Annotated in this window: 25 protein-coding genes; 13 read left to right on the top strand and 12 right to left on the bottom strand. The window is 66.0% G+C overall.

Annotated elements, in window-relative coordinates:
- The first annotated feature begins 56 nt into the window (after positions 1-56).
- The 3 genes from HEQ22_RS12665 to HEQ22_RS12655 all read left to right on the top strand — a co-directional run bounded on the left by HEQ22_RS12665 (position 57) and on the right by HEQ22_RS12655 (position 1,810).
- Positions 57-974: an SPFH domain-containing protein gene (locus HEQ22_RS12665; RefSeq protein WP_432770872.1), complete on the top strand. Its 918-nt coding sequence runs from the start codon at positions 57-59 to the stop codon at positions 972-974.
- A gap of 1 nt (position 975) precedes the next feature.
- Positions 976-1,422 (top strand): NfeD family protein, encoded by a 447-nt coding sequence (locus tag HEQ22_RS12660; RefSeq protein ID WP_432768254.1) that lies wholly within the window; start codon positions 976-978, stop codon positions 1,420-1,422.
- Positions 1,423-1,546: 124 nt separating this feature from the next.
- Positions 1,547-1,810, top strand: coding sequence for a hypothetical protein (locus HEQ22_RS12655; protein ID WP_432768253.1), 264 nt, complete (start codon positions 1,547-1,549; stop codon positions 1,808-1,810).
- Here HEQ22_RS12655 and HEQ22_RS12650 read toward each other — a convergent pair.
- From HEQ22_RS12650 to HEQ22_RS12640, 3 genes are all read right to left on the bottom strand, one after another.
- The gene (locus HEQ22_RS12650) at positions 1,804-2,379 is read right to left on the bottom strand and encodes a GNAT family N-acetyltransferase (RefSeq protein WP_432768252.1); all 576 of its coding nucleotides are present in this window, start codon (positions 2,377-2,379) and stop codon (positions 1,804-1,806) included. The genes HEQ22_RS12655 and HEQ22_RS12650 overlap by 7 nt on opposite strands.
- Positions 2,380-2,393: 14 nt before the next feature.
- A complete protein-coding gene (locus tag HEQ22_RS12645; protein ID WP_432768251.1) occupies positions 2,394-2,942 on the bottom strand; it encodes a hypothetical protein in 549 nt (182 codons plus the stop codon).
- A gap of 160 nt (positions 2,943-3,102) precedes the next feature.
- Positions 3,103-3,993 (bottom strand): metal-dependent hydrolase, encoded by an 891-nt coding sequence (locus HEQ22_RS12640; protein WP_432768250.1) that lies wholly within the window; start codon positions 3,991-3,993, stop codon positions 3,103-3,105.
- A 57-nt stretch (positions 3,994-4,050) separates the two neighbouring features.
- Here HEQ22_RS12640 and HEQ22_RS12635 point away from each other — a divergent pair, with 57 nt between their 5' ends.
- On the top strand, positions 4,051-4,665 hold the full coding sequence (locus HEQ22_RS12635; RefSeq protein ID WP_432768249.1) for a TetR/AcrR family transcriptional regulator: 615 nt from the start codon (positions 4,051-4,053) through the stop codon (positions 4,663-4,665).
- 67 nt (positions 4,666-4,732) lie between these two features.
- On the opposite strand, the gene HEQ22_RS12630 is transcribed toward HEQ22_RS12635, so the two are convergent.
- Positions 4,733-5,188, bottom strand: coding sequence for a PA2169 family four-helix-bundle protein (locus tag HEQ22_RS12630; protein WP_432768248.1), 456 nt, complete (start codon positions 5,186-5,188; stop codon positions 4,733-4,735).
- A gap of 288 nt (positions 5,189-5,476) precedes the next feature.
- On the opposite strand from HEQ22_RS12630, the gene obgE reads away from it, so the two are divergent.
- The gene (gene obgE, locus HEQ22_RS12625) at positions 5,477-6,538 is read left to right on the top strand and encodes a GTPase ObgE (protein WP_432768247.1); all 1,062 of its coding nucleotides are present in this window, start codon (positions 5,477-5,479) and stop codon (positions 6,536-6,538) included.
- Between the two features lie 59 nt (positions 6,539-6,597).
- On the opposite strand, the gene HEQ22_RS12620 is transcribed toward obgE, so the two are convergent.
- Together HEQ22_RS12620 and HEQ22_RS12615 are read right to left on the bottom strand one after the other, a co-directional pair.
- Positions 6,598-6,816, bottom strand: a complete 219-nt coding sequence (locus HEQ22_RS12620; RefSeq protein WP_432768246.1) for a helix-turn-helix transcriptional regulator — start codon at positions 6,814-6,816, stop codon at positions 6,598-6,600.
- Positions 6,817-6,819: 3 nt separating this feature from the next.
- Entirely contained in the window at positions 6,820-7,242 is a 423-nt protein-coding gene (locus tag HEQ22_RS12615) for a hypothetical protein (RefSeq protein ID WP_432768245.1), read from the bottom strand.
- A 128-nt stretch (positions 7,243-7,370) separates the two neighbouring features.
- On the opposite strand from HEQ22_RS12615, the gene panB reads away from it, so the two are divergent.
- The 6 genes from panB (at position 7,371) to HEQ22_RS12585 (ending at position 12,674) form a co-directional block, all read left to right on the top strand.
- On the top strand, positions 7,371-8,234 hold the full coding sequence (gene panB / locus HEQ22_RS12610; RefSeq protein WP_432768244.1) for a 3-methyl-2-oxobutanoate hydroxymethyltransferase: 864 nt from the start codon (positions 7,371-7,373) through the stop codon (positions 8,232-8,234).
- Positions 8,235-8,360: 126 nt separating this feature from the next.
- Complete coding sequence (locus HEQ22_RS12605; RefSeq protein WP_432768243.1) at positions 8,361-9,167, top strand: tetratricopeptide repeat protein; 807 nt, start codon at positions 8,361-8,363, stop codon at positions 9,165-9,167.
- 1 nt (position 9,168) lies between these two features.
- Positions 9,169-10,503: a PQQ-binding-like beta-propeller repeat protein gene (locus HEQ22_RS12600; RefSeq protein WP_432768242.1), complete on the top strand. Its 1,335-nt coding sequence runs from the start codon at positions 9,169-9,171 to the stop codon at positions 10,501-10,503.
- Positions 10,504-10,550: 47 nt separating this feature from the next.
- Positions 10,551-11,927 carry a ribosome biogenesis GTPase Der gene (der, locus tag HEQ22_RS12595; protein ID WP_432768241.1) on the top strand — a complete coding sequence of 459 codons (1,377 nt, stop codon included), beginning with the start codon at positions 10,551-10,553 and terminating at the stop codon, positions 11,925-11,927.
- The gene (locus HEQ22_RS12590; RefSeq protein ID WP_432768240.1) at positions 11,917-12,153 is read left to right on the top strand and encodes a sulfurtransferase TusA family protein; all 237 of its coding nucleotides are present in this window, start codon (positions 11,917-11,919) and stop codon (positions 12,151-12,153) included. Before der ends, HEQ22_RS12590 begins: the two co-directional genes overlap by 11 nt.
- Positions 12,154-12,251: 98 nt before the next feature.
- Positions 12,252-12,674, top strand: coding sequence for an Hpt domain-containing protein (locus HEQ22_RS12585; RefSeq protein ID WP_432768239.1), 423 nt, complete (start codon positions 12,252-12,254; stop codon positions 12,672-12,674).
- On the opposite strand, the gene HEQ22_RS12580 is transcribed toward HEQ22_RS12585, so the two are convergent.
- The gene (locus tag HEQ22_RS12580; RefSeq protein ID WP_432768238.1) at positions 12,668-13,924 is read right to left on the bottom strand and encodes a DUF418 domain-containing protein; all 1,257 of its coding nucleotides are present in this window, start codon (positions 13,922-13,924) and stop codon (positions 12,668-12,670) included. The genes HEQ22_RS12585 and HEQ22_RS12580 overlap by 7 nt on opposite strands.
- Before the next feature lie 158 nt (positions 13,925-14,082).
- Here HEQ22_RS12580 and HEQ22_RS12575 point away from each other — a divergent pair, with 158 nt between their 5' ends.
- Positions 14,083-14,865, top strand: a complete 783-nt coding sequence (locus HEQ22_RS12575) for a Coq4 family protein (protein ID WP_432768237.1) — start codon at positions 14,083-14,085, stop codon at positions 14,863-14,865.
- Between the two features lie 36 nt (positions 14,866-14,901).
- Here the strand turns inward: HEQ22_RS12575 and HEQ22_RS12570 are convergent, their stop codons facing one another.
- From HEQ22_RS12570 to HEQ22_RS12550, 5 genes are all read right to left on the bottom strand, one after another.
- Positions 14,902-15,639, bottom strand: a complete 738-nt coding sequence (locus HEQ22_RS12570; RefSeq protein ID WP_432768236.1) for a DUF72 domain-containing protein — start codon at positions 15,637-15,639, stop codon at positions 14,902-14,904.
- A 132-nt stretch (positions 15,640-15,771) separates the two neighbouring features.
- Positions 15,772-18,027: a phosphoribosylformylglycinamidine synthase subunit PurL gene (gene purL, locus HEQ22_RS12565; RefSeq protein ID WP_432768235.1), complete on the bottom strand. Its 2,256-nt coding sequence runs from the start codon at positions 18,025-18,027 to the stop codon at positions 15,772-15,774.
- 86 nt (positions 18,028-18,113) lie between these two features.
- On the bottom strand, positions 18,114-18,410 hold the full coding sequence (locus HEQ22_RS12560; RefSeq protein ID WP_432768234.1) for a hypothetical protein: 297 nt from the start codon (positions 18,408-18,410) through the stop codon (positions 18,114-18,116).
- Between the two features lie 132 nt (positions 18,411-18,542).
- Positions 18,543-18,953, bottom strand: a complete 411-nt coding sequence (locus tag HEQ22_RS12555; RefSeq protein WP_432768233.1) for a DUF2177 family protein — start codon at positions 18,951-18,953, stop codon at positions 18,543-18,545.
- A gap of 2 nt (positions 18,954-18,955) precedes the next feature.
- Positions 18,956-19,615 carry a hypothetical protein gene (locus HEQ22_RS12550; RefSeq protein ID WP_432768232.1) on the bottom strand — a complete coding sequence of 220 codons (660 nt, stop codon included), beginning with the start codon at positions 19,613-19,615 and terminating at the stop codon, positions 18,956-18,958.
- A gap of 83 nt (positions 19,616-19,698) precedes the next feature.
- On the opposite strand from HEQ22_RS12550, the gene HEQ22_RS12545 reads away from it, so the two are divergent.
- The gene (locus tag HEQ22_RS12545) at positions 19,699-19,962 is read left to right on the top strand and encodes an exodeoxyribonuclease VII small subunit (RefSeq protein ID WP_432768231.1); all 264 of its coding nucleotides are present in this window, start codon (positions 19,699-19,701) and stop codon (positions 19,960-19,962) included.
- Position 19,963 lies beyond the last annotated feature (1 nt).

The following is a 19,963-nucleotide window of genomic DNA, read 5'->3' as shown; positions in this document are numbered from 1 at the left end:
CGCACCGCCGGCAACGCATGAGGGGATGTTCGATGGACTATTGGTTTCCGATCGCGATGGTCGTGCTCGCGGCGGTGTTCCTGCTGTGGGCGCTGACCCCGGTGCGGCAGGGCTATGCCTATACGATCGAACGGTTCGGCCGTTACACGCATACCGCGCAGCCGGGGCTGAACTTCATCATGCCGATCTTCGATCGCGTCGGGCGCAAGGTCAATGTGATGGAGCAGGTGCTCGACATTCCCGGCCAGGAAATCATCACCAAGGACAATGCGATGGTCGCCGTCGACGGCGTCGTCTTCTTCCAGGTGCTCGACGCCGCCAAGGCGGCGTATGAGGTCAGCGACCTGTATCTGTCGATCATGAATCTGACGACGACGAACTTGCGCACCGTGATGGGCGCGATGGACCTCGACGAGACGCTGTCGAAGCGCGACGAAATCAACACCCGCCTGCTGCACGTCGTCGACGATGCGACGACGCCGTGGGGGGTCAAGATCACGCGCGTCGAGATCAAGGACATCCGCCCGCCCGCCGATATTTCGAACGCGATGGCGCGGCAGATGAAGGCCGAACGCGAAAAGCGCGCCAACATCCTCGAGGCCGAGGGCATGCGGGCGTCCGAAATCCTGCGCGCCGAGGGTGAGAAGCAGGGCCAGATCCTGCAGGCCGAGGGGCGCCGCGAAGCCGCGTTCCGCGACGCCGAAGCGCGCGAACGCGAAGCGGAAGCAGAGGCGAAAGCGACGCAGATGGTGTCCGACGCGATCGCCGGCGGCAACGCGCAGGCGATCAATTATTTCATCGCGCAAAAATATGTCGAGGCGGTCAGCCAGTTCGCGACCAGCCCGAACAGCAAGACGATATTGTTCCCGGTCGAGGCGACGCAGCTGATCGGCACGCTCGGCGGGATCGGCGAACTGGCCAAGGACGCCTTCGAGCGCGGCCCGACGGCGCCCACCACCCCCGGAGTGCGCTGAGATGCCCGACTGGCTGACCAATATGGAACCGCACTGGGCGTGGCTGACCGTCGGGGTGCTGCTGTGCGCCGCCGAGATCGTCGCGCCGGGGTTCTTCCTCGTCTGGCTGGGGGTGGCGGCGATCGCGACCGGCGTCCTCGCCTTTGTGCTACCGATCGGCGTGCCGTTGCAGCTCGGCATCTTTGCGGTGCTGGCGTTCATCGCGCTCTACAGCGCGCGGCGCTGGCTCAGGAACAATCCGATCGTATCGACCGACCCGCTGCTCAACCAGCGCGGCGGGCGGCTGATCGGCGAGGTGCTGACGCTGGTGACCGCGATCGAGAATGGCCGCGGCCGCGCCAAAGTCGGCGACGGCGAATGGCCGGTGCGCGGTCCCGACGCGGCCGAAGGCAGCCGGGTGCGCGTCGTCAGCGCCGATGGCGGGGTGCTGGTCGTCGAGGTGGCATAGCTTTGGTGTTTGCCGATCCCGGCATTGCTTTGTGCCCGGAACTGACTGATCGGCCTTGGGAACTTTGATAAGTTTCAACGCGTTGCCCCGATGATATTCGGAAGAATATGTTTAGGAGACCGTCATGTTGAAACTCTTGTCGCTCGCCGCAACCAGCGCTGTCGTGTCCTTTTCGCTCGCTGCTCCCGCGCTCGCCTATGATCCTTGTGAACGCGCCACGCGGGATTTTCGCCAAGCTGACCGGGCCTATACGAATTACTGCGGGCTGAAGCGCGGGCAAGCGCCGTACGAGAGTTTCGCGTGCGCTCGCTTCGGTGAGCGTGGCCGCGAATTGTATAACGACGTCCAGCTCGCCTACATGATCATGGCCCGCACCTGTCGTTACTGAGGATCGGAATGGGCGCGAGGCTGGGCGCCGCTGGTCCGGCTGTAGATGTTCACCACGTTGCCCAGCGAGCTGCTCTGCCCGATCGCGGTGAAGCCTAGCTTCTCGGCTACCCGTTCCGATCCCACATGCCCCGGCTCGATGATGCAGCGCACCTCCGCCGCATCGAGGTTGGCATCGGCCCACGCCAGCACCGCCGCCATCGCCTCGGTCGCCAGCCCGCCGCCCCAATGGTCGGCGTCGAACGCCCAGCCGGCTTCGGGCACGCCTTCGAGTTCGGCGATGCCGCGCCCGAAATAGCTGAGGCCGCCCATGCCGATCAACCGGTCGCTGGCCTTGTCGGCGAACACCCAATAACCGAACCCCATCACCGGCCACAGCCCGGCGGCGGAAAGAAATTTCCCCCAGCTGACGTCGGGCGCGCGCGGTTCGCCGCCGATGAAGCGGGTGACGCGCGCGTCGGCCCACATTGCGATATGGGCGTCCTTGTCGGACAGGCGCTGCGGGCGCAGCCGCAGCCGGGCAGTCTCGATCACGGGGGGTGCGGTCATCATCGCGCGGACATGCCGCATGGCGGCCGCGGTGGTCAATCGGCGATCAGGAAATGATCGAACAGGTCGTGCAGCACCGCCTTGCCGTCGAGGTCGGCGCGGGGGCGCAGCACCGCGAGCGTATCGGCGCGCTCGACGACCTCCATGTGGCGCAGCACGACGTGATACTGCGGCCGGTCGGCAAAATCGTGGAACAGCAGCACGGTGTCGGGCTTGGCGTGGATCAGCGCCTGCAACGCGCAGGCGACGCGGAACCGTCCGTCGAGCAGCACGACGTCGGGGCTGCCCTTGATGTGGCGCCAGACCGCGGCATGATATCGCGGCCAGTCGCGGATTCGCGTATCGTCGATGGGATGGCCCCATTCGCCGACCGGCCCGATATCGGCGTAAAACGGTGTGAAGGCGCGCGCCGCGACCGCAGGGTCGGTGCCGACCTTCGTCAGCCACTCCGAATTGCTATCGACGCTGACGATCGTCGGCACCCGCCGCGCCGCGACCACCGTGCTGCCGCCGCAGCCGAATTCGAGCAGCGACGCACGCCCCGCCAGCTGGCGCTCGAACAAGCCGGTTTCGGCGGCGGTCATGTGTGGCTGCATCGCATCCCCCCGGGGCATCTCGTTGCGCCGGGGATATGGGAAGACGGCGCGGCGGTCCACCGCGCGATCGCCAAGGCCCCCGCAAAGGCGGGCCGGGGACGGGAGAGAGGACCGCCCCACAAAGCCCGCCTTGGCGGGAACCAGCGGGTCAGGCCGCGGCGGCGGCCAATTCGGGGGTCGACGCCTGCGCCGGCATCACCGCGTCGGCATAATCGCTTTCGAATTTCCTGATCAGCGCGCGGTCGTCATGATTCCACGGGTGAAAGCCCGGCATGAAATAGCTGAGCCACGGCAGAAAGCTTTTGCGCAGCACGCCCGGCGCGCCGAGCAGATACCACCAGATGCGCGCGGTGACGCGCCAGCCGGTCAAGCCGTCCTGCGCCAGCAACGCCTTCATCCCGCGCACCCGCTTCGGCCAGAAGCGCGACGTGACGAGCAGCATCATCAGCGATTTGGCGCGCCAGCGCCGGAACCGGCTCCAGTCTTTCGTCGCGTGCAACCAGGTGTCGTAAGCGACGCCCTTATGTTCGATTTCCTCGATCGCATGCCATTGCCACAGCGCCGCCCATTCGGGCTCGGCGCCGGCATACATGCTATCGTCGCGCAGCATCGTCGCGGCCATCATCGCGGTATAATGTTCGAGCGCGATCGTCGCCATCAGGTTGACGATCGGCGGCCGCGCCTTGATCAGGTCCATGACATTGTCGACGTCGGCCTCGAGCAGGCTGAGGTCGTAACCCGCCTCGGCCGCCTTGCGGTTGAACACGACATGTTCGCGGCTGTGGATCACTTCCTGCTGGGTGAAGGCGCGAATCTCGCGCGCCAGCTTTTCGGGAACCCCGTCGCGGTGCGCTTTCACCGCTTCGATGAACATCGCCTCGCCCTTGGGAAAGGTCACCGACAAGGCGGTGTGAAAGGCCGAGGCGATAGGATCGCCGTTCAGCCACCAGCGGCCCTGTTTGTCGTCGCGGCCGAAGCGGCGGTCGCGCGGAGTGATCGACAGATCGGCGGGGGTCGGGACATGGGAAAGGCTGGACATATGGCTCATACCGTCGAAAAGGGATGTCGGGCGGAGAAATAGGGTTTACTTACATATATGTCAATAGCGAAAAAGCGCCTGAGTCCCGAGGAAAGCCGATCGGTCGCGCTCGAAGCGGCGCGGCTGATCCTGATCGAAATGGGACCGCAGGCGGTAACGTTGAAGGCGGTCGCGTCGCGCGTCGATCGCACCCATGCGAACCTGCTGCATCATTTCGGCAGTGCCGCGGGACTGCAAAAGGCGCTCGCCGCCTATCTTGCCGACACCGTCTGCGAAACGATCGGCGCCAAGATGGCGGCCTCGCCGCCGGGCGAGCGCAACGTCCGCGAGATCGTCGACCTGGCGTTCGATGCGTTCGGTGAGGGTGGCGCCGGCGCGCTGGCGACGTGGATGGCGGCGACGGGCAATGAGGGCGCGCTCGACCCGGTGATCGACGCGATCCATCGCCTGATCGACGGCATGGCCCCCGACGCGCATGAAAAGCGGCTGATGCACGAAGATACGCTGGCGCTGGTGTTGATGGCGATGGGCGACGCCCAGCTCGGCGGCCCGATGGCCGACGCGCTGGCGCTGCCGCGCGATACGGCGCGGGCGCTTGCATGTGAGCTGATCACCGGGCGGATCGCGGCCTTTTGGGCGGCGCAGAATCCGGTGAGCGATCGCCCCGCATGACAGAACGGCGGCCCTGCCAGGCAGGACCGCCGTTCCCAAACTTCCCTGAGAGGGCGAGAAGCGTGGCTTAGCTGGCGTTCAGCTGATGCTTCAGCGCCGACATCTGGTCGTGGCCTTCGCGCACCGAGGCGAAGCTGGTCTGGATCAGCTGCTGGACCGAGGGGTCGAGATCGCCGTCCTTGAGCGCCGATTCGAACTTCGCCTTGATATGATCTTCGCCGCGTTCGACTTCGGCAACGACCGCTGCATCGTTGCGGTCGCCGGTCAGCGCGTCGCGCAGGCCGAGGAACGCCCGGTGCGCCGAGGCCAGCACGGTGCCGTCGTCTTCGGGGTTGCCGCCAAGTTCGCGGACCTTCGCCTGGAAGTTGGCGACGATCGTCTGGCGCTCGTTGGCGCGGCTGAGGAAGATTTCACGGAACTGCGCGGCATTCGCCTCTTCGGCGGCCTTGCGATAGCCGTCGACGCTGTCGAGCGTGGTGGCGATCAGCGAATTGAGCGTGGCAACATTCTTGTTGTCAAACATTTGAAATCCTTTCGGGAAATCGAGGGGAAGCATCGCGTGATGCTCTGACCCTGCTAACGGGCGCCGGCGCGCAAGGTTGCGTCGGACTGGCGCTCGCAGCGTCCATTTCATCGCCGCGCGAGCGCCGGCATCACAAAACTGGCCATTTTTGCACGACGCGACTAAGGCGTGCGCAATCCGATCCCCATGTCCGTGCCCCGCGCCGTCGCGCCAGACGACGCCGACGCGGGCAGGGACCGCCGCGATGCCGGGCTGCCGGTGCGGCGCTTGTTGCTCAAAAGGTTCTCCATGCATTTCCTCGACCAGGCCAAGATATTCATAAAGTCCGGCGACGGCGGCCCCGGCGCCGTCAGTTTCCGGCGCGAAAAATATGTCGAATATGGCGGCCCCGACGGCGGCAACGGCGGCAAGGGCGGCGACGTGATCTTCGAGGCGGTCGCCGGGCTCAACACGCTGATCGACTTTCGGTACACCCAGCATTTCAAGGCCAAGCGCGGCACCCCCGGCGCCGGGCGCGACCGCACGGGCGCCGGCGGCCCCGACCTCGTCATCCAGGTGCCGGTCGGCACCCAGATCCTGGCCGACGACGAGGAGCGCAGCCTGCTCGGCGATCTCACGAAAGTCGGCGAGACGCTGGCCTTCCTGCGCGGCGGCGACGGCGGACGCGGCAACGCGAGCTACAAGACCAGCACCAATCGCGCCCCGCGCCAGCACGGGCCGGGCTGGCCCGGTGAAGAAATGTGGGTGTGGCTGCGTCTGAAGCTGCTCGCCGATGCGGGGCTGGTCGGGCTGCCCAATGCGGGCAAATCGACCTTCATCAACGGCGTCACCAATGCGCAGGCCAAGGTCGGCGCCTATGCCTTCACGACGCTGCGCCCGCAGCTCGGCGTCGTTAGCCACAAAGGCAACGAGTTTGTCGTCGCCGACATCCCCGGATTGATCGAGGGTGCGGCCGAAGGCGCCGGGGTCGGCGACCGCTTCCTCGGCCATATCGAGCGTTGCCGGGTGCTGCTGCATCTGGTCGATGCCAATGACGAAGATGTCGCGACCAGTTATCGCATCGTGCGCGACGAACTCGAGGCCTATGGCGCCGACCTGGTCGACAAGCCGGTCATTGTCGCGCTCAACAAGATCGACACGCTCGACGACGAATTGGTCGCCGCGCTGTCGGCCGAACTGGCGGCGGAGAGCGGTCATCCGGTGATGGCGCTGTCGGGAGCGAGCGGCGCCGGGGTCGGTCCGGTGCTCGACAAATTGCTCGAAATCATCGGCCCCGAAAAACGGCCGGGCGGGGGCGAAGCCGACGGCGACGGCGACGGCGACGGTCCCGCCGACTGGTCGCCGGTCTGACGCCTTAGGCCCGGCGCCGCCCCGGGGAGAGCGGCACCGGGCCAGCGCGGCCGCGCATCTCAATCGTCATGTGCTTCCCACTGGAACACCGCCTCGAGCGGCTTGTCGAAGGCGCGCGCGATGCGGAACGCGACTTCGAGCGACGGTGAATATTTGCCCTGCTCGATCGCCGCGATCGTCTGGCGGGTAACCCCGACCCGATCGCCAAGATCGCCCTGCGTCATCTCGCCCGCCAGAAAGCGCAGGGTGCGGATGTCGTTGGTGAAGGGGAGCGCCACCGATCAATACCCCCGGCGGTAATAATAGAGTTGCGCGCCGACGCGGACGAGTTCGGCCAGCACGACGGTGGCGATCAAGATGTTCAGATAGACGCCCGGCGTGAAGCGATAGAAGATCGCGATCATATTGGCCCAACAGCCGAGCACCAGCGGATAATAAGCGAGATGGGTACCGCGCAGGTGGATGCCGCGTTCGCGCTCGTCCTCCTTGACATAGACCTCCTTGGGCGCGCGGATGGCGAAGAAGGCGGCGGTTGCCGCCATCGCCACGATGATGATGATCGTGACCGGCACCAGCATGCCCGCCACCGCGCCGACGCCCGCAGGCGTGTCGATCATGTGCCAGGGATAGGCGACGAAATACCATCCGAAGGCGACGAAGATGCCGATGAAGGCTGCCCAGTGGGTCTTTTCGCGAAATGACATAGCCCGAGTCTCCGATGTTCGTTGAATATGACGTAATGTTAATCAAAGCTAACATAGAGTCAAGAGATACTTACATCGGCTTGCTTCGCGCTTTCGCGGCCGGGGTTTAGCGGCTATTGCCCGGCGCCATGTCAACTATCCCCAAAACGCTGACGTTCGACACGTCGACGAGCCGCGCGAATCCGACCCCGCAGCCGATGAAGCGCCTCACGGTGCCGCGGATCCGCCAGAAAAAGGGCGGCGAGCCGATCGTCATGCTGACCGCGTACACGGTGCGCATGGCGCAGCTGCTCGATCCGCATTGCGACATGCTGCTCGTCGGCGATTCGCTCGCGCAGGTCATCTATGGCCTGCCGCACACGGTCGGGGTGACGATGGAGATGATGGCGCTGCACGGCGCCGCGGTGGTGCGCGGCAGCTACCACGCCGCGGTGATCGTCGACATGCCGTTCGGCAGCTATGAAGGCAGCCCGCAGCAGGCGTTCGACAATGCCGCACGGCTGCTGAAGGAAACCGGCGCCGCGGCGGTCAAGGTCGAGGGTGGCAAGGTGCTGGCCCCGACGATCGAATTCCTCACCCAGCGCGGCATCCCGGTAATGGGGCATGTCGGACTGACCCCGCAGGCGGTCAATATCCTCGGCGGTTACGGGGTGCGCGGCAAGAGCGACGAGGAAGCGCGCTCGATCGTCGAAGATGCGGTCGCGGTGGCACAGGCGGGCGCCTTTTCGATCGTCATCGAAGGCGTGCTCGAATCGATCGCGATCGAGATCACCAACAAGGTCGCTTGCCCGACGATCGGCATCGGCGCCTCGGCGCAGTGCGACGGGCAGGTGCTGGTCACCGACGACATGCTGGGGATGTTCGAGCGCGTGCCGAAATTCGTCAAACGCTTCGGCAATATGGCGGGCGTCGTCGAGAGCGCGGTCGTCGACTATGCCGAGCAAGTCAGGTCCCGTTCATTCCCGACCGAGGATCAAATCTACGCAGGTTGACGGCGGCGCCGACGCCGCACGACGCCGCCAGGGCCAAGTGAATCGCTTGGCCTTTTCGGGCGTCGTCGCTAAGGAGACCGCCGGCGGGACAGATGTCCGCGCCTGGACGATGCGATGGAGGAATGATTGGCGCTGAGCCCGACGAACGACGCCGCCCTGTTGCAGGAGGTCGACGAAGCCGTCCGCAAGGACCGGCTCGACACGATCATGCAGCGCTGGGGCCGCTGGATCATCGGCGGCGTCCTGGCGGCGTTGCTGGCGTTCGGCGGGTATCTGTACTGGGGTCACCGCCAGGAGGCCGCGCGCGGCGAACAGGCCGAGGCGCTGATCGCGGCGATGGAAAAGGCCGCGAGCAACCAGCCGCGCGCCGCCACCGCCGAGCTTGAAGCCATCGCCGCGGGCGACAACGGCGCCTATCGCGCCGCCGCACGCATCCAGCAGGCCAATCTGAAAGCCCAGACCGGCGACCTCAAGGGCGCCGCGGCGCTGTTGGGGCAGGTCGCCGCCGACGGCGAACTCGACCCGGCGCTGCGCGACATGGCGCGCGTTCGGCAGACCGCGCTCGAATTCGACACGTTGAAGCCCGAAGTGGTGATCGCGCGGATGAAGCCGCTGGTCGATGCCAAGGATCCGGCGTCGAGCTGGTTTGCCAGCGCCGCCGAGCTGTCGGCGATCGCGCATTACCAGCTCGGCCAGTTCGATCAGGCGGGCGCGCTGTATGGCCGCATCGCCAAATTGCCCGACATTCCGCAGTCGCTGCAGTCGCGCTCGGTGCAGATGGCGGGCATGCTCGGCGTCGATGCCGTGGCCGATCGCGCCGCCGACAGCGCCGCGGCCGAACAAAATGCTGCGGCGCCCGGCGCCGGAACCAACCAGAATGGCAGCGCCGCCCCCAAGGCCGCAGCCGCTGCCAAGACCGAGGAAGCCAATTAATATGCGGAAAGCGCACTACGGACTTTATGCGGCGCTGCTCGCGCTGCCGCTCGCCGGTTGCGGCGTGTTCAAGGGCGACGGCGGGCCGAAGACGCCCACCGTCGGCGAGCGCATCTCGATCCTGTCGAACGACAACAGCATCAAGGTCGACCCGGCAACCGCCTCGGTCGCGGTCGTCCTGCCCGAACCCGTCGCCAATGCGAACTGGCCGCAGTCGGGGGGCAACTCCTCGAAATCGATCGGCCACCTCGCGCTCGGCGCGTCGCGTGGCCAGCTGTGGCAGGCGACCATCGCCGGCAGCACCAACAAGCAGCGGCTCGCCGCATCGCCGGTTATCGCCGACAACCGGCTGGTCGCGGTCGGCACCGATGCGGTCGTCACCGCCTTTGCCGCCGACACCGGCGCGCAGCTGTGGCGCACGCCGATCGGCAGCACCGGCAAGGATTTTGAGGATTCGCTGTTCGGCGGCGGCGCCGGGATCGACGGATCGGTCGTCTATGCGACCAGCGGCGCTGGCGATGTCGCGGCGCTGAACGCCGCCGACGGGTCGGTGATCTGGAAGGTCAAGCCCGCCGGGCCGCTGCGCGGCGCCCCGACGATCGCGTTCGGCGGCGTCTATGTCATCACCCAGGACAATCAGATCATCGCGCTGAACGCGGCCAGCGGCGCGGTGCTGTGGCAGGCGACCGCGTCGCTCGAGGCGGGCAGCGTGTTCGGCGCCGCCTCCCCCGCCGCGGCGCAGGGGACGATCGTCGCCGGCTTCTCGTCGGGCGAGGTGCAGGCCTATCGTTATGAAAACGGCCGCGACCTGTGGGAAGATGCGCTGGCGCGCACCTCGATGGCGCTGTCGGTTTCGACGCTGACCGACGTCGATGCCGATCCGGTGATCGACCGCGGCCGCGTCTTCGCGCTCGGGCAGGGCGGCCGCATGGCGAGCTATGAGCTGGTCACCGGCCAGCGCACCTGGGAAATCTCGATCGCCGGCATCTCGACGCCTTATGTCGTCGGCGAATGGGTCTATGCGATGACCGACGACGGCAAGCTGCTGTGCGTCGCGCGCGGCACCGGCAAGGTGCGCTGGATCCAGCAGCTTTCGCGGTTCCGCATCGAAACCGAAAAGAAAAAGAAGGATCCGATCCGTTGGACCGGCCCGATCCTCGCCGGCAACCGCCTGATCGCGGTGAACAGCGAAGGGACGATGGCCGAATTCTCGCCGGCCGACGGGTCGCTGATCGCATCGACCGAGTTCGAATCGTCGCTGTCGCAGGCGCCGGTGGTCGCGAACAATATATTGTATATTCTGGCCGACGACGGACGCATCACGGCCTGGCGCTGACGCGTCCGGGCCGGGGCGGCCCGGCGCAACAACAGGGATTAACGGACATGTCGCGATTCGCGACGATCGCCATTGTCGGCCGGCCGAATGTCGGCAAATCGACGCTGTTCAACCGGCTGGTCGGCAAGCGCCTGGCGCTGGTCGACGATCAGCCCGGGGTGACGCGCGACCGGCGCGAGGGCGATGCGAACCTGCTGGGCCTCGAGTTCCGCATCGTCGATACCGCAGGTTTCGAGGATCAGGACGCCGCGACGCTGCCCGGCCGGATGCGCGTGCAAACCGAAAAAGCGGTGCGCGAGGCCGATGCGGCGCTGTTCATGATCGACGGCCGCGCCGGGGTGGTCCCGCTCGACGAGGAAATCGCGCGCTGGCTGCGCAGCGAGGATACGCCGATCATCCTCGTGGTGAACAAGGCCGAGGGCAAGCAGGGCGAAAACGGGCTGATGGAGTCCTATTCGCTCGGCTTCGACAATCCGGTCGCACTCAGCGCCGAGCATGGCGACGGCATGGTCGATCTGTTCGACCTGCTGCGCCCGATCGTCGAGCCGTTCGACGAGGTCGAGAAAGAGGTGGCTGCCGCCTCCGACGATGAGGACGCGCCGCTCGGCCCGCTGAAGCTGGCGATCGTCGGGCGTCCGAATGCCGGCAAATCGACGCTGATCAACCGCATGATCGGCGAGGATCGCCTGATCACCGGACCCGAAGCGGGGATCACCCGCGATTCGATCCGCGTCGACTGGCAATGGGAGAAGGACGGCGAGGTCCACGAGATCCAGCTGTTCGACACCGCCGGGATGCGCAAGCGCGCCAAGGTGCAGGACAAGCTCGAGAAACTCTCGGTCATGGACGCGCTGCACGCGGTCGATTTCGCCGAGGTCGTGGTACTGCTGCTCGACGCGACCAAGGGCCTCGAATCGCAGGATCTGCACATTGCCGACCGGGTCTTGCAGGAAGGCCGCGCGCTGATCGTCGCGCTGAACAAATGGGATGTCGCCGAAGACCCGTCCTCGCTGTTCAACGGGGTGCGCGGCGCGCTGGAGGACGGGTTGAGCCAGGTCAAGGGCGTCCCGGTGCTCAGCATTTCGGGGGCGACGGGCAAGGGCATCGATACGCTGGTGCGCGTCGCGTTCGAACAGCGGGCGATCTGGACCAACCGCGTATCGACCGCAAAGCTCAACCGCTGGTTCGAAAATGCGGTGGAGAATAATCCGCCGCCCGCGCCGGGCGGCAAGCGGATCAAGCTGCGCTATATCACCCAGGCGCGCACCCGGCCGCCGACCTTTGTCGTCTTCGGCACCCGCACCGACGCGCTGCCGGGCAGCTATGAACGCTATCTGGTCAACGGCATGCGCAAGGAACTGGGGTTCCAGGGCGTGCCGGTGCGCCTGAACTTCCGCAATTCGCGCAATCCCTATGATGAGTGAGCCCGCGTCGACGGTCGATACTGTCACCGTCGATGCGCGCGGTATGCGCTGCCCGTGGCCGGCGCTGCGGCTGGCGCGCGCGATGCGCGCCGCGAGCGTGGTGCGGCTGCTCGCCGACGATCCGCAGGCGGGGCGCGAAGTGGCGGCGCTGGCGCGCGATCATGGCTGGCGGGTCGACCCTGCCCCTGCCGACGCGGGCACCGGTTGGGACGTGCGCCGCGACTGACCCAAAATGGTGCGCCATCGGTCGCACGGACGGCGGGGCGTAACCTCTTTTTTACTGCCTTCGGCGCATGGACAGGGTGGGACCACGGGCCACACTGCATGCCAAGGGACGAAACATTGGACGAGATCCTGGTCGACTGGGACGAATTTCGCGCGACGCGGGCGCAGCTTGGCGCTGCTTTCGTGCGGATTCTGGGCTATTTTCGCGAGGACGGCATCAAATCGGTGGCCGCGATCGAGGAAGCCATGCGCGCCCGCGACGCACGCGGTCTGGTCATGCCCGCGCACACGCTGAAGAGCGAAGCACGCCAGTTCGGCGCAGAAAAACTCGGTGCGCTCGCCGAAGACATCGAAATTTTCGCGCGCCACTGCATCGAAAGCCAGATCAGCCCCGAGGAATATCTGCCGCGCGTCGTGACGATGCGCCCCCTGTTCGAAGAGACGCTGGCCGCGCTGGAACGCGAAGCCAACCCGCTCGTCCAGCGCCGCGCGTCGGGCTTCGGCCGCGCCGTCGGTTACTGAACGGGCGACGCTTTCCGCATCGGCTGCACCGACCGGCGCGAGAGGCTGCGCCACAGCCATTCGAGCGGGCCGTAGTGAAAACGCGCCAGCCAAGGCTTCGACCAAAGCAGCATGACGGCCCACATGCCGATGCAGAACAGATAGAGCGCCAGCCGCCCGACGCTGCCGAACAGCCCCAGCCCATAGCCGTAGAATATCGTCGTCATCACGATCGAGGTGACGAGATAGTTGGTGAAGGCCATGCGCCCGGCCGCGGCGAGGCGGGCGCGGACGCCGGGGCTCGCCACCGTCTTGATCGCCAGCATGATCAGCGCCGCCCAGCCCACCGTCATCACCGTGTCGAACGGAACCGACAGTGCGATCGAAGAACCGAAAATCGACACTGCGTCGAAGCCGTCATCGACTTGGTAAAACGCCAACGCGACCAGCGGCGGCGTCGCGATGAGGAAACAGCCGATCGCCCATTTGCGATAGCGTGCCGCCTCCCATTCGCCGGTCAGCATTCGTGATTTGAACAGCGCCATGCCGATCAGCATCAGCCCCAGCGTCTCCCACAGGAACATCGCGACGAAAAAGATCGGGTCGCCGCGCATGTCGGTGGTGCGGTGGGCGACAATGTCGGCATAGCTGCCCAGATATAGCGCGAGCTCCTGCGCATAGACCGGCGTCGACGGGCCCATCTCGCTGTTCATCTGGCGCAGCGCCTCCTGCATCGCGGTCGCGGCGTCGGGGGGCAGGGTGCCCGCCTGCGCCATCGACAGCATCGACCACAGGCTGCCCGGAATGAAGATGCCGATCAGCAGGAACGGGATCGACCAGAGCAGCAGCGCCTTCACCGACAGGCCGCGAAACAGGAAGAGCAGCAGCCCGCAGACCGCATAAAGGAACAGGATGTCGCCGAACCAGATCAGGTAGAAATGCATCAGGCCGAAGATGGCGAGCCAGACCATCCGCGAATAATGCGCCCCCGCGGCGCTGCGCCCCGCCGCCGCGGCGCCGTCGATCACCAGCAGCGTGCTGGCCCCGAACAGCATCGAAAACAGCCCGCGCATCTTGGAATCGACGAAGACGAAGTTGAAGAACCAGGTCGCCAGATCGAGCTCGCCGGGCGCGCCGCCCGCCGCGGGGTTGGAATAGGCGGGAAAGGGCAGCGCAAAAGCGACGATGTTCATCGCCAAAATGCCCATCACCGCGACGCCGCGGATGGCGTCGAGGCTTTCGTATCGCGGTGCCGCCGCCTGCGCTTCCATCCCCGCTCCCCTTCTGTCCGATTGCCGGGGCGTATCGGGCGCACGCCGCGGCGTCGAGCGCTTTCTTGGCGGCCACACGTTGCGACGTTAAGTCATTATTGACATCTATGTCAGTAGTGATACATCTCCACCGTCACCCGATTCGCACGAGAGCTGCCATGACCCCGACCATCTTCTCCCACCCCGACCGCCAGCCGCTGAAGTTCCGCCCGTTCAAGGCATTCCAGCACTTCCGCAAGCTGATCGCGGACAAGGAGGACACCGAGCAGGTGTTTCGCATTTTCGAAAGCCTGCCACGCAAGGGGTTCATGGACGACGCGCGCGCCTTCGTCGAAAGCGATAAGGGCCGCAGGTTGATGGCGAGCGAACCCTATCTGCCCGATTTGCTCGACGATCACGCGTGGATCGATAAATTGCCCGAGGGTAGCGTGGGCCACGCCTATGTCACCTTCATGCGCCGCGAGGGCCTGTCGGCCGCGGGGCTTGTCGCCGAAGCCGACAAGATGGGCCGTCCCAAGTTCGACGATCAGGTGCAATGGTATTCGAACCGCCTGCGCGACACTCACGACCTGTTCCACATCCTCACCGGCTATGGCCGCGACGCGCTCGGCGAACAATGCGTGCTCGGCTTCACCTATGGCCAGACCGGCAATTACGGCAATTTCTTCATCGCCTATGCCGGCGGTTACGAGGTGAAGCGCGGCGTGAAAGCCGAGGCCCCGGTGTTCGGCGCGATCCGTCAGGGGCAGCGTAACGGCAAGGCCTCGCAGGCGATCATCGAGCAGGACATCCGCGCGCTGCTCGCCGAACCGCTCGACGCGGCGCGCGCGCGTTTGGGAATCGGCGAGCCGACGCTGTATCAGGAAGCACACCGCGCCTATCGCAGCCGCGGCATCGATCCGTATAATTTCCTGGCGTCGCAGCAGGCGATGGCCGCCTGAACCTGGTCCTCCCCATCGCTGCGCGACAGGGAGGAATTATCGTAGCTTCGCGATCAAAGCCTGCGCCGCAGCGGGATTGCGGACTTTCGCGCCTGAAATGAAGAAGAAGAAGACGTCGCGGTTGCCCGCCGACCAGTCGCGCGCCTGCTTCGCCCAAGCGTCGAGCGCCTTGGCATCGTAGCCGGTTTCGACATCCTCCTGGCTGCGCTGCAACCGCGCATAGGTGAAGTCGGCGGTCTGCTCGTGGATGCAGGGAAATTCGTCGCTGTCGGCATAGACGACCGCCATGTTGCGCTCGCGCAGCATGGCGATGAAGGCGGGATCGCGGAAACTTTCGTCACGGACCTCGATCGCGTGGCGCAGCGGCACGCCGTCCTGACTGTCGGGGAGCAGGTCGAGGAAGCCCGCGAAATCGTCGCGATCGAATTTCTTCGTCGCCATGAACTGCCAGTGGATCGGCCCGAGCCGGTCGCCGAGCCGCGTGATGCCCTGCGTCAGGAATTTCTCGATCGACCCGGCGCCCTCGGCCAGTATCTTGCGGTTGGTGGTGAAACGTGACGCCTTGACGCTGAACTGGAAGCCATCGGGCACCGCCGCTGCCCAATTGGCGAAGGTTTCGGGCTTCTGGCTGCCGTAATAGGTGCCGTTGATTTCGATGCCGGTCAGCTGCTGGCCGGCATATTCGAGCTCGCGTTTCTGCGCGAGGCCGGCGGGATAGAAGGGGCCGCGCCACGGTTCGTAGGTCCAGCCGCCGACGCCGATATGGATGCTCATGGACCTGATCCCTTTTCTACCCAACCCCGTTCGTGCTGAGCTTGTCGAAGCACCGTATTTTCTTCAACGTCAAAAGAAAGAACCGCCCTTCGACAAGCTCAGGGCGAACGGTTTTAGGGGACGGGTTAGGACTCAGGCCAGCGCCGCGTCGGCGCCCATCAAGCTCGGGAAGAACCCCTCATGCGCCTCGCGCAGTTCGGCGAGCGTCACCTGATGGTCGCTGCCCGCCAGCTCGAAGACGATGCGGTCCTTGATCGTGCGGCCGAGCGGGTCGACCGGCACGTCGGCGCGGCCCGCGGCGTCGAGGAAGTCGGCGAGGCAGGTGTCGCAGACGGTGACCAGATACAGCCCCTGATCCTCGCCGAAAAAGCTCTCGGCGATACCGAACGGCTGCTCTTCGCTGACGAAGACGCCGATGTTCGACTTGAGCGCCATTTCGGCGAGCGTCACCGCGATGCCGCCGTCCGAAACGTCGTGGCAGGCGGTGACCCAGCCGGCGTTGATCGCGCCGCGGATGAAATCGCCGGTGCGTTTTTCGCAGCGCAGATTCACTTCGGGCGGCGGGCCTTCTTCGCGGCCGTGGATTTCGCGCAGCCAGATCGACTGGCCGAGATGCCCGGCGCGTTCGCCGACCGCGAGCACGATGTCGCCGGTGCGCTTGAAGCCGATGCCGACCGCCTTGTTCAAATCCTCGATCACGCCGACGCCGCCGATCGCGGGGGTGGGCAGGATCGCGCTGCCGCCGCCGGTCGCCTTGGACTCGTTATAGAGGCTGACGTTGCCCGAGACGATCGGATAGTCGAGCGCGCGGCACGCCTGCGCCATGCCGTCGAGGCAGCCGACGATCTGGCCCATGATTTCGGGGCGCTGCGGGTTGGCAAAGTTCAGGCAGTTGGTGATCGCGAGCGGGGTCGCGCCGACCGCGCTGATGTTGCGCCAGGTTTCGGCGACCGCCTGCTTGCCGCCCTCGACCGGGTCGGCGTAGCAATAGCGCGGGGTGCAATCGGTCGACATCGCGAGCGCGCGGTTGGTGCCGTGGATGCGGACGAGCGCGGCGTCGCCGCCGGTCTGCACCGTGTCGGCGCCGACCTGGCTGTCATATTGTTCCCAGATCCAGCGGCGGCTGGCGATGTCGGGGGTGCCCATTAGCGTCTTGAGGTCGGCGGCGACGTCCTTCGTCTCGGGGACGTTGGTCAGATCGGCCTGCTTCGGGGTCGGGACATGGGGGCGATCATAGAGCGGCGCGTCGTCGGCGAGCGGGGCGAGCGGGATGTCGCAGACGATCTCGCCTTTATGCTCCAGCACCATGCGCCCGGTGTCGGTGACGGTGCCGATGACCGCGAAGTCGAGTTCCCATTTGTGGAAGATCGCGGCAGCGAATTCCTCGCGGCCGGGCTTCAGCACCATCAGCATGCGTTCCTGCGATTCGGACAGCATCATCTCGTAGGCCGTCATGCCGGTTTCGCGCTGCGGCACATCGTCCATCTTGATGTGGAGGCCGACGCCGCCCTTCGACGCCATTTCGACCGACGAGCTGGTGAGCCCCGCGGCGCCCATATCCTGAATCGCGACGATCGCGTCCGACGCCATCAACTCAAGGCACGCCTCGATCAGCAGCTTTTCGGTGAAGGGGTCGCCGACCTGCACCGTCGGGCGCTTTTCCTCGGCATCCTCGCCGAAGTCGGCGCTCGCCATCGTCGCGCCGTGGATGCCGTCGCGGCCGGTCTTCGAGCCGACATAAACGATCGGATTGCCGACGCCCGATGCGGCCGAATAGAAGATCTTGTCCTGTTCGGCGACGCCGACGGTCATCGCGTTGACGAGGATATTGCCGTCATAGGCCTTGTGGAAATTGACCTCGCCGCCGACCGTCGGGACGCCGACGCAATTGCCGTAGCCGCCGATGCCGTGGACGACGCCCGAGATCAAATGCTTCATCTTCGGATGATCGGGGCGGCCGAAACGCAGCGCGTTGAGGTTGGCGACCGGACGCGCGCCCATGGTGAACACGTCGCGCAGGATGCCGCCGACCCCGGTTGCCGCGCCCTGATAGGGTTCGATGTACGACGGGTGGTTGTGGCTCTCCATCTTGAAGATCGCCGCGAGCTTCTTGCCGCCTGCGCCCTCGCCGATGTCGATCACGCCGGCATTTTCGCCGGGGCCGCAGATCACCCAGGGGGCTTCGGTCGGCAGTTTCTTGAGGTGCAGGCGCGAGCTTTTGTAGCTGCAATGCTCGGACCACATGACCGAGAAGATGCCGAGTTCGACCAGGTTCGGCTCGCGCCCGAGCGCGGCGAGAACGCGCTCATATTCTTCCGGAGACAGGCCGTGTTCGGCAACGATCTCGGGCGTGATGACAAAGGCGGGCGCGGGTGCGGTCTGGGTCATGGCGCGCCTTTAGCCTTGCGCGCGGAAAACGAACAGACCCCATAACGCCCCGAGGGGCAATTATGGGGCCTGAATTTCGAGCGCGGTCAGCGCGAGGCGAGGGTGGTTGCCGGCTTGGCGAGCGGTTCGACGTCGCGCAGCGAAAAGCTGACCTGCTGCGAGCCGACGGTGCCGCGCACGCGATGCTCGCCGATGCGCAGCTTGAACGGCTTGCCGGTGCGTTCCTCGATGCCGCTGATCACGCGGGTGCCGCCGACCTGGCTCACCGTATAGCTGTAGATGCTGCCGCCATGTTCGAAGCGGCGCGCTTCGTCTTCGCCGGCATGCGCAACGGCCGGAACGAGCGCCAACAGGCCGAGGGTGGGGAGGATGAAAGTTTTCATGATGCAAGCCCTTGTTTTAGTGAACAAAACTTGCCTTTATGCCCCTCTCTCTTGTGCAGTGCAGCATGATGCGCCGCGCGTCGCACGGCAATTGCAAAAAGCGGAATCGTGATTGCGCGGGACGACGACGGCTCAGGCGGTGCGAGGTACCAGCGTCAGCACCAGCCACGCCGCCGCGCCCGCGGCCAGCCCGGTCGCGAAGGTGCCCCAGGCGATATCAGCGAGCGTCACCTTCAGCGACCAGATCTTCATCGTCGCATGGTTGGTGAGGTCATAGGTCATGTAGCAAAAGAAGCCGAACAGCGCGCCATATTGCGCCGCGACCTGCCACTTGCCCGCCGCGAGTGCGGGCTGTACCGCGAAAATCTGGATGCCGAGCATGTAGAGCGCGTAAAAGATGAGCGCGGGCGCGGGGCGCCACCCATCCATCAGCAGCGCGCCGATCTCGGGCCGGTAGAGCTTCGGGCCGACCCGCGTTAGCCAGACCACGTCGAGCAGTCCGAACAGGATGGCGGTGGCGACATAGGCGGCGATGGTCTGCATGATCAGGCATACTCCGGTGCGGGGTGGCGGTCGGCACCGGCCCATGCCGCCGCAGCGGCGAGCAGCGCGTAGGCGGCAAGCATCGTCGCCGGGATAGCGAGCGAATAGGCGGTGTGTTGCGCGCCGAACCAGTCGACCGCCTGCGCCACCGCCAGCACCCCGGCGAGCAGCCACAGGCGCCGGTTGCCCGATGGCGCCTGCGTATGGCGTGCATAATAGAGCAGCGCGCCGCCGATCAGCGCGATTTCGAGCGGCATCGCGATCGCCGGATGGTTCCAAAGCCCCAGGCCGAGCATCGGCGGGGCGCCGAACAGGGTGAGGTCGGGACTGTGCACGACCAGGTCGAGGAACCAGTGCGACACCACGACCAGCATCGCCGCGATCGCCGCGGCGCGGCGGCGCGTCGCCGCCCACACCAGCGCGCCGAACAGTGCCCCCCACATCAGCGCGCCGAGCAGGCTGTGCGTATACGGCATGTGATAAAGGTCCATCGGGTTCATCGCGGTGAAGCCGGGCACGATCCGCATCGCCTCTGTGCCGGTCATCAGCAGTGCCGCGAAACCGATATCGACCAGCTGCGCGGCGACGAACAGGGTGCCGAGCCCCGCGGTCTGCGGCCGGGCGGCGGCGACCAGCGCCGGGGCGAAATGGCCGATGAACATGGCGGCGATGCTAGAGCGCCGCCGCGCGACGTCAAGCTTGACCGCACTTGACCATTGGGGGGCGAAAGGGCCAAAGCAGGGGGATGACGGACCTGCCCGATACCGCCGCCGCGCCTGCCATCGCGTCGCTTTCGTTCGAAGCCGCGATGGGCGAGCTGGAAACGATCGTGCGCCGGCTGGAAAGCGGCGATGTCAGCCTGGAGCAGTCGGTGGCGCTATACGAACGCGGCCATGCGCTGCGCCAGCATTGCGAGGCCCGGCTGGCGGCGGCGCAGGCGCGAATCGAACAGGTCAGCCTCGGCGCCGACGGCCAGCCGGCGGGAACCACTCCCTTCGGCGAAAGCTGAG

The organism is Sphingopyxis sp., assembly GCF_050916055.1.
Lineage (GTDB): Bacteria > Pseudomonadota > Alphaproteobacteria > Sphingomonadales > Sphingomonadaceae > Sphingopyxis.
This window is presented reverse-complemented; position numbering and strand designations above follow the sequence as displayed.